This window comes from Acidobacteriota bacterium (assembly GCA_016712445.1).
GTDB lineage: Bacteria > Pseudomonadota > Alphaproteobacteria > Caulobacterales > Hyphomonadaceae > Hyphomonas.
Map to the genome: position 1 here is coordinate 345,047 of JADJRB010000002.1, position 13,649 is coordinate 358,695.

Genomic DNA, 13,649 nt, shown 5'->3' on the forward strand with positions numbered 1-13,649 from the left:
GAACTCGCGGCTTGCGGGCAGGGCCCCGCGCCTGTTACCCAAGACCTCTGGGCAAAGGCGGAGGCGCGGCATGCGGATCAGGTTGTGGGCGTTGGCAGGCGCGGTCTTGCTGGCCGCGTGTTCCCGGAATGATGTGGCGCCCACCCCGGCAGAGGCGGCGCAAATCACCTTGCCGCCCGCACGCGAAGGCGTGGTGGCCGACCGGTTCGCACGCATGGCGCTGGACTGTATCCACCGCGAGTACCCGAACAAGATCAGCCACGTCCTGAATTCGGCCGATGATGTCGGCGCGCCGCACGAGCTTTTTCCAGCGTTCCACGGTTGCTATGACTGGCATTCATCCGTGCACGGCCACTGGCTGCTGGTGCGCCTGTTGAACGCCGATCCGGATACGCCCTTCCGGCAGGCCATCATCGAGTCGCTGGGTCGCAGCTTTACGCCGGAAAATATCGCGGGCGAACTTGCATACTTCCAGGCGCCGGACCGGGCGAGCTTCGAGCGTCCTTACGGCACGGCCTGGTTCCTGCAGCTGATGACCGAGCTGCGGCAGGCAGACTTTCCGGAAGCCGCAGGCTGGATCAGCGCATTGGAGCCGCTCGAAGGTTTCATCCGGGGCCAGACGATGGATTGGCTTACGAAGCTGGTCTATCCGATCCGCATCGGCACTCACAACCAGACCGCTTTCGCTTTCGGCCTGATGCTGGATTGGGCCGACGAGGCTGGTGACACGGAGTTCCGCGCGGCGCTCGCCGCAAAGGCGCTCGCCTTCCACCAGGATGATGTAAACTGTCCGCTGGCCTATGAGCCGTCTGGTGAGGATTTCCTGTCGCCTTGCCTGATGGAGGCGGACCTGATGCGCCGTGTGCTGGCGGAGCAGGCGTTTGCCGAATGGCTGACGGCGTTCCTGCCACAGATCCCCCTTGACGGCAGCGCCGACTGGCTTGCGCCCGGTATCGTGCTTGATGCAACCGACGGAAAGCTTGTGCACCTCGACGGCGTCAACCTTTCGCGCGCCTGGGCGATGGAAGGCATCGCGGCGGCGTTGCCGGCTGATGACGCCCGCCGCGCCTCGCTGTTGGCAGCGGCGGCGGTTCACAAGGAAACAGGGATCGCGGCCGTCAGTGACGCGCACTATTCCGGCGGCCACTGGCTGGCGAGTTTCGCAACGTACCTCGAAACAAAGAGAGGCTTGCCGCAGAAATGAAGTTGCAGGTCGGCCCCGGCGCGCTGGTTGCGGCAGCCTTCATCGGGCCGGGCACGGTCACCGCCTGCACGCTGGCGGGTGCAAATTTTGGCTATGCGCTTCTTTGGGCGCTGGTCTTTGCAACAGCGGCGACGGTCATTCTGCAAGAGATGTCTGCGCGGCTCGGCGTGGTCGCGGGGGTCGGTCTTGGAGAGGCGTTGATGGTGGGCGCCGGCAACGCGGCAATGAAGCTTGCCGTATCGGCCCTTGTGCTGACAGCGCTGGTGCTCGGCAATGCCGCTTATCAAGCCGGTAACCTGACAGGCGGCGCGCTCGGGGGCGAGGCCTTGCTGAGTGCTGCGGCACCGGACCGTCGCGTTATCGTGTTGGGTCTCGCTGTGCTTGCGGCGGGATTGCTTTTTTCTGGCAGCTACAAAGTGCTGGAGCGGGTGTTGATCGCATTGGTCATCCTCATGAGCCTCTCATTCGCAGGCAGCGTGCTCGTCACGCGCCCGGATATTGCAAAACTGTTTGCGGGGCTTCTACCCGCCATCCCCGAGGGCGGGCTGTTCACGGCGATAGCGCTCATCGGCACCACGATCGTGCCCTACAACCTTTTCCTCCATGCCTCGACCGCCCGCGAGCGGTGGGCGGGCGGCGGCGAGCCTGCCCTCGTGGCGGCCCGGCGCGACACACAGGTCTCCGTAGGGCTCGGCGGTCTCATCTCGATCTTCATTCTCGTGACGGCTGCGGCGAGTCTGTTTTCGTCCGGCCTGGTCATCAAGTCCGGCGCCGATCTCGCGGCCGCGATCGAACCGGCGTACGGGCATGTCGCGCGTTACCTGGTCGGGACAGGCCTGCTTGCAGCGGGGCTCAGTTCGGCGATCACCGCGCCGATGGCCGCCGCCTATGCCGTCTGCGAACTCACGCGCCAGCCGCCGCGCGGCCTTGTCTTTCGGATTGTGGCTTTGACGGTCCTTGCCACGGGCGCCGGCGTTGCGCTGCTCGGCTTCAATCCGTTGACGATCATTCTGACGGCGCAAGTGGCGAATGGCATCCTCTTGCCGGTTGTCGCGATTTTCCTGCTGATCGCCATGAACCGGCGCAGCCTGCTGGGCGGTCATGTGAATTCGCCGGTTCAGAATTTCCTCGGTGGGTGTGTGTTGCTGGTCACCATCTGCCTCGGCGCCCGACTGGTCCTGCGCGCAGCAGGCATCTGGCCATGAATCGTGCGATTTGCCTCAACGCCGATCTTGGCGAACTGCCAGGCGCGAGGGGACGGGCGCTAGACGCAGAGATGCTGGCTGTCGTCACACGCTGCAATATTGCCTGCGGCGGACACGCCGGCGACGAGGAATCGATGCGTGAGACCTTGCGCTGCGCGGCCGTGAATGGTGTTCGAAGCGGCGCACACCCATCTTATCCCGATATCGAGCATTTCGGCCGTCGCTCGTTGACCATGCCGCGCGAGGCGCTTGCGGCGGCCCTGTCGCAGCAGGTGGCAGCGCTCGTCGCCATCGCAGCTGAGGAGGGCGTGCGGCTCGCGCACCTCAAGGCGCACGGGGCGCTCTACAATGATGCGGCGCTGGATGGCGACCTGGCAGTCTTGATTGCAAACCTCGCAAGATCATCGGGTATCGGAGAGGTCATCGGTCCGCCGAAGGGGGTAATGCGGCAGGCGGTCGAAGCGGCAGGCTTGAGGTTTGTCGCGGAAGGGTTTGCTGACCGCAGCTATGAGACCGACGGCACGCTGACGCCGCGCGCGCTGCCCGGCGCCGTGCTCGAGAATTCGGAAGGCATGCTGGAGCAGGCACTGGGCTTCATTCAAGAGGCGGCGGTTCGAGTGCGCGGCGGAGGCAGGATCGAGCTCTCCATCGATACGCTGTGCCTGCACGGAGATACGCCCGGCGCAGCTGAGCATGCGCGCGCAATCAGACGGGGTCTCGAAGCGGCCGGGATCGAGGTGCGTGCATGATTGCGGAAGCGTTCGAAATCGTCCCCTGCGGCGACGACGCCTTCCGCGTGCTGTGCGGTCCGGGTGCCGTCCGTCATGCGCTTGCCGATCGGCTCCGAGGAACCGGCGAATGGGTGTCGGTAGTCGTCGGAAAACGGAACGTGACCGTCGAATACGATCCGCATACGGAGCGCGGTTTTGAGGCGAGCGACCGGCTGAAGGAGTGTATTGCTACGCCGGGTGCATCGTCCGTGGCTGTGGGACGCCACCACGTTCTGGAGGCGGAATTTGGCGGGCTCGCCGGGCCCGATCTCGACGCGCTGGCGGACCGCCTCGGTGTGACCGAGGCCGAACTTGTCGGACGCATTGAGGGATCGAAGCTCGAAGTCGATATGCTCGGTTTCACGCCAGGTTTCGCGTATGTTGCGGGGCTGGACGCTTCCCTCGAAGCCGAAAGGCTCGCGAACCCGCGGCAACGTGTTGATGCGGGATCGATTGGGCTGATCACGGGGCAGATCGGATTGTACGCGCTTGCGGGGCCAGCCGGCTGGCCCATCGTAGGGCGCGTGCTGCAGCCATTGTTCGACCGCTCAGCGGCGGACCCGTTTGTGTTGAAGGCGGGGGATACGCTGACGTTGCGCGGCCCGCGCGTGCCATGAAGCTTCTGGTCTTGAACCCCGGCGTGCAGGCAACGCTGCAGGCAGAGCCGCGTCTGGGCTTTCGCCACGCCGGCGTGCCCTCAAGCGGCCCGGCCGATGCTGTCTCCATGGCGCTCGCCAACCGCCTTGTGGGCAATCCACCCCATGCGCCATGCCTCGAAATTTCGAATGGTCCGGCATCCTTCCGGTTTGAATCGGCAGTGCAAGCAGGGCTCGTCGGTGCCCGGACGAATGCGAAACTCGATGAGCAGCCTGCCGGCATGCACGAAACGCTCACCGTTCCGGAAGGGGCGGTGCTGGAGATTGGTGCGATGTCCATGGGGGCGCGCGTTTATCTATCGGTTCGGGGCGGCTTCGAAGCCAGCGCGTTCATTGGGTCGCGTTCGACCTATACGCCTGCGGGATTCGGCGGCTTCCAGGGCAGGGCGCTGGCGGCGGGCGACCGGCTGGAATGGCGCGCAGCCAACGCTGCGGACGCTGTTTCAACGCCTCTGGAACTCCGCCTGTGGCCCACCTCAAGCTACGCGCTCAGGGCGGTTGCCGGTCCCGACGCAGGACCGGATAGAGCGGTCAACTTGCAGGGGACCTTCCGTATCACGGGACGGACGAGTCGCATGGGCGCCGAACTTTCGGGCGATTTTCCAGCTGGGCGTGCAGGCGGGCTGATCCCGAGCTCGGCTGTGTTTCCAGGCGCGCTTCAGGTGACGCCCGAGGGGCGGGGTTTCCTTCTGCTGGCGGACGGCCAGACGACCGGCGGCTATCCGCACCTGCTTCAGGTGGTGCGTGCGGACCGTCATTTGCTGGGCCAGCTGCGGCCGGGAGACTCACTCCGCTTTCTGACGGTTTCGCAGGTGCAGGCCGAAGAGGTCCTGCGCGCCAAGCAAGCCTTGCTGGCGCGCTGGATACCGGACTTCCGTCTGTGATCAGAAGGTGACGCGCAGTCCGGCGCGCACGTTGCGGCCGGGAAGCGGGAGATAATCCTTGAGGACCGACGTGGCCGCGCGCGCCTCCTCATCGGTGGCATTGCGCACATCCACGAAAACCTGCGTGCCGTCGCCGCCATAGCCGAGTTCGGCAAGATTCAGGGCCGCGCGCAGCGAAACAAGCGTGTAGCTGTCAGTCGGCAATTGGCCGATGCCGGCGTCGGACTGGTCCGCGGCCCATTCAGCGCCGGCGCCGAGTTCGAAAAGTCTCCAGCTTGCGGTCGCCTCGGCCGACACGCGCAAGGGCGGTACGAAAGGAACAGCAGTTCCGGTGTCAAGTTTTGCGTCGACGAAATCGATGCCACCTTTCAAATGCCAGTCGGCGCCGAAAACTGCATCGTCAAACCAGGCGTCGCCATAGATTTCCGCTCCCTTGAACACAGCGTCGGCCTGCGAAAAGACAAAGACAGGGAGACCGTCGATTTCGCTTTCGGGTCCGCTGCCCGCATCGGCGGCGCCGGGTGTCAGGTAGATGAAATCCGAAAAGCCGGTGCGGAAGATGTTCACGCCGATCGAATAGCGATCCAGCTTCCAGCGCAGCGAGCCTTCGAGGTTCAGACCGCGCTCCTTGTCGAGGCTGGCATCGCCGACTTCGAATTGGCGCGTTGCGAGGTGCGGGCCGAACGCAAACAGTTCACTCTCGTTCGGAGCGCGCTCAGTGTAGCTGGCCTGAACGCCGGCAAACCAGCCAGTATCGGAGTGGATGTGCGCGCCAGCTGAACCGCTGAACAGGTCGAATTCGGCTTCGCCAAAGTCACGATTGTCGTGCTTGACCCGTTCGGCGCGCAAGCCGCCCTCGAGGCCAAATCCGTTGTCCCAGTCGCGTGCCTCATAAAGAAACAAGGCGCGCGCGTCACTGTCGGTCGGCGCGATAAAGGCTTCATCGCCAACGGTGCTCAGCTCTTTCTGCATCAGCTGAACGCCGAGCGCACCTTCGAACCCGGCGAACGCATGATCGAGCTCGCCTCGGGCTTCGATGCCGTGCGTATCGAAAATCGTGCCTGGCTCGCCGGGGCCCTCAAACTCCGTGTGCGAATAATCCGCGTAGGCAACCGATCCGGAGAGGCGCTTGAGTACGTCACCGCCGAGATCCACGCCCGCGCGGGCATCGTAGCGGGTCTGGTCGAGATCGATGAACGGTTGGGCGTCATCTTCAGGAAGGAGTCCGTAGGTGGCCTGCTGGTTCCGCACGGCCAATCCCGCGAAGCCGAAGGCGCCAACGTAGGAGACGCCTGCACCGAGTGATTGCGTATCGAGGAATGAATTCGAAACGGAACCGCGTTCGTCGTCCGCCGGGTCGCTGCCGCTCAAGGCTTCAAGCGCGCGTTGGCGTGACGACTTTACATATCCCGGGACATCATAGTCGCCAAAATCGCGGGTGGCTGCAGACAGGGCGAGCACGAATGGTCCGCGCGCGCCGCGTAAACGTCCGGCAAGTTCCGTTCCATTGTTGACGCTGCCATAGGCCGCCAGCGCGTCTCCTTCGAAAGCCTTCTCGGGCAGCGATTCGGAGATCAGCCCATCAATGACGTTGACGACCCCGCCGATAGCCTGTCCTCCGTAGGCGAGCGCCGCCGGGCCGCGCAGGATCTCGATCTTTTCGGCGTCGATGCCGTCGGCGGCCACCTGGTGATCGGGACTGGCGGCGGAGACATCGATGACGCCGATACCGTTCGTCAGCACCTGCACCCGCTCGGCGCCCAGTCCGCGCAGCACCGGGCGGCTGGCGCCCTGTCCGAAAGACGTGGACGCAATGCCGGGTTCGCCCGACAGGCTGTCGCCCAGCGTCGAGGCGAGGTCCGCGACGATATCTGCCCGATCGAGGGCGGTGGCGTTGCCAACCAGTTCGTCGCTGGCCCTGTCCGGCCCCGGCGCCGATGTGATGAGCACCGTTTCAAGCCGGCGATCGGCTTCGTCCTCCTGCGCAAAAGCTGCGCCCATGAGGGCATGCGTCGAGAGGGCAGTCGCCAGGAGGGCGCGTTTCATGGGAGGTCTCGCTACAATGTTATATCGTTACGTTTATCGGTCGAGCGTAGGGATGCAAGCCTTTTTTTGCGGCGAGCAGGTCAGACCTTTTTAAATTGAAGCGCGCGCGTCAGGCGGAGCTGCCGTCAACGCGCAGGAGCGATCCTGTCGTGAAGCTGGAACTGGGGCTCGCGAGATAAAGCGCTGCCGTAATGATCTCTTCCGGGTAACCCGGCCGGCCCATGGCGTTGTCGGCGGTCTGGCGCATTTGCTCCGGCCAGGCCTTCGAAATGTCGGTCAGGAACGGCCCTGGACAGATCGTGTTGACCCGCACTTTCGGGCCATACTCATGCGCGAGCGACAGGCTCATGGCATTGAGCGCAGCTTTCGCTGAGCCGTAGGGCACGACGTAAGGCAGCGGCACGAGGCTGCCCGAGGACGAGATGTTGATGATGCTGCCGCCGTCACCATCGGCCATCCGCTTGGCCACCTGGCTGGCGAGGCGGAACGGCCCCTTGAAATTGAGGTTCAAGACGCTGTCAAACAGGCTTTCGGTCACCTCATGGCTGGCCATGCGCGGGCCGGACCCCGCATTGTTGACGAGCACGTCGACCTTGCCGAACTTCGCATAGGTCGCTTCGATCAGGGCGTCGATGTCGTCCCACCGGCCGCAATGGGCGGCATGCGCGTAGGCCTTGCGGCCAAGCGCGCGGACTTCGTCGGCGACCGCTTCGCAGGCATCAAGCTTGCGGCTTGCGATGACGATGTCGGCGCCATGCTGCGCGAAGGCTTTGACCATCTGATAGCCCAGGCCCCGGCTGCCACCGGTCACGAGGGCAACTTTGCCGGTCAGATCGAAATAGGGGCTGGTCATGGTTCAATCCTCGCATCTTTTCTCGCAGTGTTGGGGGCGGCCCGCGCCAGATCAATCCATGCCCGCGCGGCAAGCCGCGTCAGCTGACAAAACCGGCGACGAGGTAGAACGCGAGTGCGCCCGCGCCCGCGAGCAAGGCGTAGGGGATTTGGGTGCGCACATGCTCCAGGTGGTCACAGCCGGAGGCGAGCGAGGCAATGATGGTCGTGTCGGAAATCGGGGAGCAGTGGTCGCCAAACACGCCGCCGCCGAGCACGGCCGCCAGCACCAGCGGCAAGGGCACGCCGGCGCCCGCCGCGAGCGGAATAGCGAGCGGTACGAGGATGCCGTAGGTGCCCCAACTCGTGCCGGTCGTGAATGACGTGATGCTTGCCGCCACAAACAAAGCGCCGGGGATGGCCCAGCTGTAAGGCATGGCGGATGCCATCTGCGCGATGAAGGCGCCGGTGCCGAGCGCCTTCAGACTGCTGCCAAGTGCGAGCGCCAGGAAAATGATGGTCACGGCGGGCAAGAGATCGCCCATGCCCTTGAAGCCCGCGCCCACCAGTTCGCCGCGCTGAGCCTTATGGCGCGCCAACATCAGGAACGCGACAACGGTGGCGAGGCAGACCGACCACAGGATGGACTGCGAGCCCGACCCCGCGAGAATGTTTCCGCCACCGGTCCAGGCCATGAACCCGATCGAGCCGCCGACCAGCACGCACATCGGGATCACGAAGGCCCACACCGAGCCGCTGTTCGGATCGGCGACAGCCGACGCTTTCGGCTCGGCCAGACTGAGTGCATCGGCGGCTTTCATGGGGCCGAAAGAGCGGTTTGACAGGACGACGTAAAACACCAATGCCAACGTCAGGATAGCGTAGAGGTTGAGCGGGATAGCCTTGACCATAACGTCGAGCGGCTGGTCGACATCATTGGCGGCGAGAAGGCCGAGAATATAGGCTCCCCAGCCATTCAGAAGGATCAGCACGCTGACCGGCGCACACGTGGAGTCGATGACGTAAGCCAGTCGCGCGCGGCTGAGTTTTACGCGGTCAAACAGGCGCTGTCCGAGCAGTCCGGTCGCAAGCAGGCTGACATTCGTCTCTACAAAGATGATCACGCCGGCCAGCGCCGTGATGGCGCCTGCCTGGCGCGGGCCCTTGGCGAGCCCTGAGCGCGCCAGCCAGCTCACCATGGCTGCGAAGGCATTGGCGCGTTCTAGGTAGGCGATCAACGCGCCGATGATCAGGCAGAAAAGCAGGATGCGCGTATTGCCCGCATCGCTGAAAACATCAGCGCCCCGGTCGATGCTCCCAAGCAGGCCGAGCGCTGGGTTCAGTCCGGCCAGCAATGTCTCGGACAGCAGGATTGCCGCGCCGAGTGCCCAGTAGACGTTGCGGGTCAGCACAGCGACCAGCAGCGCCATGACGGGCGGAGTGGCTGAAAGCCACTCCATTCAGTTCGGCGTCGCAGGCGATGTTATGGCGGCGGTCTTCGCCGCTTCCACTTCGCGCATCAGCCGCAGGACGTTGCCGCCCCAGATCTTCGCGAGGTCTTCTTCCGAATACCCGGCTTCGAGAAGCGCGGCTGTCACCTTCGGCAGCGCCGTGATGTCTTTCATGCCGTCGACCCCGCCGCCGCCGTCCCAGTCTGCGCCCATACCCACATGGTCCGGTCCGACGAGTTCGAGTGTATAGAGCAGATGCTCCATGAACTTGTCGAAGGTGGAGCGCGGCGCTGGGTAGGTCTTGTCCAGTTCCTTGCGCGCGTCGCGGTAAGCGGCCACCCTTTCCGGGCTGAGCGCGGCGATGTCGGTGCCGTATTCGGCGTCGAGCGCGGCGAGGGCAGCGAGGCGTTCTTCCGATGCGGGTAGGGACTCCAGATAGGCGCCATAGGCGTTCACCTGGATCACACCGCCGCCATCGGCGATTGCCTTCAGAAGGTCGTCCGGCAAATTGCGCGGATGGTCGTAGACGCCTTTGGGGCCGGAATGAGAGAGGATCAGCGGCGTCGTCGATAGCGCCAGCATGTCGCGCACGGTGGCGTCAGATGCGTGCGAGCCGTCGAGGATGAGGCCGAGGCTGTTGGCTTCGCGGACGAGTTGTTCACCCAGCGGGCTGAGGCCGTCGAACACCTGGGCGACATCCGTTGCGCTATCGGCAAACTGGTTGTTGCGGAAATGAACAGGCGAAATCATCCGCAGGCCGCCCGCATAAAATGCGTCCAGCAGGGAAATGTCCGTCCCAAGAGGATAGGCATTTTCCATGCTCTGGAACATGATCTTCTTGCCCGCCGCATTGATGCGGTCCGCATCGTCGGCGGTGAAGGCGAGCTCGACATCGCCGGCATACTTTGCCGCGACTTCCCGGATGGAGACCTGGCGCAGGAAAGCCGCCGTGCGAGCAGCCTTGTAGGACGCGTCATCAAGCGGTCCCTGCGGTGTGAAGATCACCCAGAAACCGCCATCAAGGCCGCCTTCATTCATGCGCGGCAGGTCGACCTGCGTGCCATCTGCGTCCACGTCGCCCCGATTGCCGAACGTGTATTCCGGCGAATGAAAATAGGCCGGCGTGTCGAGGTGGGTGTCCAGCACCATGAAGCGCTGGTGCATTTCTTCGGCGGGCGTTTGTACCGGCGCCTGCGCCGCAGGCTCGCCGCCGGTTGTTGGCGTTTCCGGCGCGCAGCCGGCAAGCATCAGCGCAGGAAGCGCAAGCAGCAATCGTTTCATCAGTCGCCCCATGTGGCCCGGCCCAGCCGGTTCGGTTGGCGCCATCTTGTCGAGCCGGGCGCCCGCGTCAACGACTGCGGCTCAACCTTTTCCGAAGACGCGCTCAAAGATCGTGTCAGCGTGCTTGAAATGATACTCGAGGTCAAAAAGTGCGTCGATCTCCGAAGGCTTCAGGCGCGCCGTCACGTCCGGATCCGCTTTCAGCAACACGTCGAGGTCGCCCTCCTTCTTCCACGTCCGCATCGCATTGCGCTGGACAAGGCGATAGGCGTCTTCACGGCTGGCCCCGCTTTCGACAAGCGCCAGCAGGATACGCTGCGAATTGTGCAGGCCGCCCATGCTGTTGATCGTGCGCAACATATTTTCCGGATAGACAACGAGATTCTCGATCACGCCGCCGAGCCGGTGCAGGGCGAAATCGAGGTGGATGGTCGCATCCGGCCCGATGCCGCGCTCTACGGACGAGTGCGAAATGTCGCGCTCATGCCACAGCGCAACGTTCTCCAGCGCCGGCGTGACCGCTGACCGGACGAGACGGGCGAGCCCGGTCAGGTTTTCGGTCAGCACCGGATTGCGCTTGTGGGGCATGGCGGAAGAGCCCTTCTGGCCAGCCGAGAAATATTCCTCGGCTTCCAGGACTTCCGTACGCTGAAGGTGTCGGATCTCGGTGGCGAGCCGTTCGACTGAGGACGCGATCACGCCCAGCACCGCGAAATACATGGCGTGCCGGTCGCGCGGGATCACTTGAGTAGATACTGGCTCAATGCGCAAGCCAAGCTTGGCGGCAACGTGCGCCTCGACGCGCGGGTCAATATTGGCAAACGTGCCCACAGCTCCGGAAATGGCGCAGGTCGCCACCTCGTCGCGCGCGACCAGGAGGCGGGCGCGGGCGCGTTGGAATTCCGCATGGAAACCGGCGAGCTTGACACCGAAAGTCGTCGGCTCTGCGTGGATGCCGTGGCTGCGCCCGATTGTGGGCGTATGCTTGAATTCATATGCACGTTTCTTCAGCGCAGCGAGCACGCGGTCGATGCCGCCCAGCATCAGGTCGGCCGCGCGAACGAGCTGCACATTGAGACATGTATCGAGCACGTCCGACGAGGTCATGCCAAGGTGCAGGAAGCGCGCTTCATCGCCCACGTGCTCAGCCACGTTGGTCAGGAACGCGATCACGTCGTGCTTCACTTCGCGCTCGATTTCGTCGATCCGGTCGACCTCGAAATTCGCACGTTCGCGCACCGCAGCTGTCACGCCTGCGGGTACCGTTCCCATGCTTTCCATGGCTTCTGCGGCCAGCGTCTCGATTTCAAGCCAGATGCCGAAACGGCTCTCGGGGGTCCAGATCGCAGCCATTTCCGGGCGCGTGTACCGAGGGATCATGGGCGGTTCTCCTTGCGTTGCCTGCCCATAATGGTTTCAGCGCGCCTGCGCCAGTCCGGCCAGCGGGCCAATGCGGCGCAGGCATTCTGTTTCGGCGGCGCAAGGGTTAGTCTGGCGCCTGATTCGAAAGCATTGCGACCGATGTCCCAACCTGCCCGAAAGCCAACTTTGAATGCGCCGGCAGCCGCGCTGTCCGCAGGCGGACGGCGCTGGAAGCTGCTGGACGCCGATCCGAAGCATGTCCAGTCGCTTCTGCCGGCTGTTGGCGGATCGGACCTGCTGGCGCGTCTCCTGGCTGTGCGCGGCGTGCAGGCGGCGGATGCGCCGGGATACCTTGCGTCCACCTTGCGGGCGTTCTTCCCCGATCCGAGCAGTTTTGCGGATATGGACCGTGCCGCCGGGATCATCCTTGATGCGATACAGGACGGCCGCAAGGTCGTGGTGTTCGCCGACTATGACGTGGATGGCGGCACCTCGTCGGCAATCCTTGCGCGGTATTTCCGGGCTTGGGGACGCGATCTTGGCCTGTATGTGCCAGACCGCCTCGAGGAGGGTTATGGCCCGTCGCCGGAGGCGTTCCGATTGCTCAAGTCGCAGGGCGCAGAACTGGTGATCACGGTCGATTGCGGCGCAGCAGCAGTGCGCGCGCTGGACGAGGCGGCGGCGATCGATTTGCCGATCGTGGTAATCGACCATCACCTGATGTCAGGCGCGGTTCCCCAGACCGCGGCGCTGGTGAACCCCAATCGTCCGGACTGCAATTCGGGGCAAGGCCATCTCGCTGCGGCCGGCGTCGTTTACGTGTTCGTCGCAGCGCTCAACCGGCTCGCCCGGGAACGGGGCATCGCGCCGCCGGGCGGGCTGCCCGACATTCTTCCCTTGCTGGATCTCTGTGCTCTGGGGACGCTGTGCGACATGGCGCCCCTCACCGGGGTCAACCGCGCGTTTGTCCGGCAAGGGCTCGCGATGATGGCGCGCGACCAGAACCCGGGGCTCCGGGCGCTCGCGGATGTGTCCGGCATCGGCCAGATCGAGACCGTCTATCACGCGACGTTCCTTCTGGGGCCGCGCCTGAATGCCGGCGGACGCGTCGGCGATCCGTGGTTGGCCGCGAAACTGCTGGCCACCGACGACCGTGCCGAGGCCATCGAACTGGCTGAGCGGCTGCATGGCCTGAATGATGAACGCAAGGCGCTCGAGACGGCCATTCTCGATGCAGCAACGGCGCAGGCCGAACGCGCGCTGGCCGCCCAGCCGGAACGGGGCGTGCTGATAGCCGCCGGCGAAGGCTGGCACCCGGGCGTCATCGGCATCGTCGCGGGCCGCCTCAAGGACCGTTTCCACCTGCCCAGCATCGTGATCGGCTGGGGCGAAGGGCTCGGGCCCGTCGCGAAGGGCTCCGGCCGATCGGTGCGCGGGGTCAATCTCGGCGCCGCCATCGCCGAGGCAGCGCGCCAGGGTGTCATCCTGTCCGGCGGGGGACACGCGATGGCGGGCGGCCTCAGCCTCGAACCAGACCAATTGCCGGCCTTCGACGCCTGGATGCTCGATCACATGTCAGCATTCGCAGCCGAACGCGATGCGGCGCTCGACATGGACGTCGACGCTGTGCTCGCCCCCGGCGCCGCCACTCCGCAACTCATCCGCGAGATCGCCTCGATCGGGCCATTCGGTGTTGGGTCGCCGGAGCCAGTCTTCATGCTTCGCGATGTCAGCGTGACGGGCGTACGCCGCGTGGGTACCCAGCATCTGAAATTTACGGCCGAGGATGCGTCCGGGCGGCTTGAATCAATTGCCTGGCGCGCAGAAGGCACGCCGATCGGCGATGCCTTGCGGCGGGGCGGACGAGTGGACCTGGCAGGCCGCCTGAAGGCCGATACCTGGAATGGACGCGAACGCGTTCAGCTCGAAACCCTTGATGTCAGGCCAGTTTGAACAAAC

11 protein-coding genes are annotated in these 13,649 nt (G+C 64.6%); 6 read left to right on the forward strand and 5 right to left on the reverse strand.

The genetic code is table 11. From position 1 onward, the window contains the following. The first annotated feature begins 70 nt into the window (after window positions 1–70). From IPK75_14630 to IPK75_14650, 5 genes are read left to right on the forward strand one after another with little or no spacing between them, the layout of a single operon-like run. On the forward strand, window positions 71–1,204 hold the full coding sequence (locus IPK75_14630) for a DUF2891 domain-containing protein (protein MBK8199586.1): 1,134 nt from the start codon (window positions 71–73) through the stop codon (window positions 1,202–1,204). Continuing rightward, window positions 1,201–2,409, forward strand: coding sequence for an Nramp family divalent metal transporter (locus IPK75_14635; protein ID MBK8199587.1), 1,209 nt, complete (start codon window positions 1,201–1,203; stop codon window positions 2,407–2,409). Before IPK75_14630 ends, IPK75_14635 begins: the two co-directional genes overlap by 4 nt. Beyond that, a complete protein-coding gene (pxpA, locus tag IPK75_14640; GenBank protein ID MBK8199588.1) occupies window positions 2,406–3,158 on the forward strand; it encodes a 5-oxoprolinase subunit PxpA in 753 nt (250 codons plus the stop codon). Before IPK75_14635 ends, pxpA begins: the two co-directional genes overlap by 4 nt. Next, window positions 3,155–3,796, forward strand: a complete 642-nt coding sequence (locus IPK75_14645) for a carboxyltransferase domain-containing protein (GenBank protein MBK8199589.1) — start codon at window positions 3,155–3,157, stop codon at window positions 3,794–3,796. Before pxpA ends, IPK75_14645 begins: the two co-directional genes overlap by 4 nt. After that, complete coding sequence (locus IPK75_14650; GenBank protein MBK8199590.1) at window positions 3,793–4,719, forward strand: biotin-dependent carboxyltransferase family protein; 927 nt, start codon at window positions 3,793–3,795, stop codon at window positions 4,717–4,719. Before IPK75_14645 ends, IPK75_14650 begins: the two co-directional genes overlap by 4 nt. Here the strand turns inward: IPK75_14650 and IPK75_14655 are convergent, their stop codons facing one another. The 5 genes from IPK75_14655 to IPK75_14675 form a co-directional block, all read right to left on the reverse strand. Beyond that, complete coding sequence (locus tag IPK75_14655; protein ID MBK8199591.1) at window positions 4,720–6,765, reverse strand: TonB-dependent receptor; 2,046 nt, start codon at window positions 6,763–6,765, stop codon at window positions 4,720–4,722. 109 nt (window positions 6,766–6,874) lie between these two features. Then, a complete protein-coding gene (locus tag IPK75_14660) occupies window positions 6,875–7,618 on the reverse strand; it encodes a glucose 1-dehydrogenase (protein ID MBK8199592.1) in 744 nt (247 codons plus the stop codon). A 79-nt stretch (window positions 7,619–7,697) separates the two neighbouring features. Next, window positions 7,698–9,056, reverse strand: a complete 1,359-nt coding sequence (locus IPK75_14665; protein ID MBK8199593.1) for a sodium:proton antiporter — start codon at window positions 9,054–9,056, stop codon at window positions 7,698–7,700. Beyond that, entirely contained in the window at window positions 9,057–10,328 is a 1,272-nt protein-coding gene (locus tag IPK75_14670) for a dipeptidase (GenBank protein MBK8199594.1), read from the reverse strand. It lies immediately after the preceding gene. 81 nt (window positions 10,329–10,409) lie between these two features. After that, a complete protein-coding gene (locus IPK75_14675; protein ID MBK8199595.1) occupies window positions 10,410–11,708 on the reverse strand; it encodes an adenylosuccinate lyase in 1,299 nt (432 codons plus the stop codon). Window positions 11,709–11,849: 141 nt separating this feature from the next. Between IPK75_14675 and recJ the strand changes: the two genes are divergently transcribed. Continuing rightward, on the forward strand, window positions 11,850–13,643 hold the full coding sequence (gene recJ, locus IPK75_14680) for a single-stranded-DNA-specific exonuclease RecJ (GenBank protein MBK8199596.1): 1,794 nt from the start codon (window positions 11,850–11,852) through the stop codon (window positions 13,641–13,643). Window positions 13,644–13,649 lie beyond the last annotated feature (6 nt).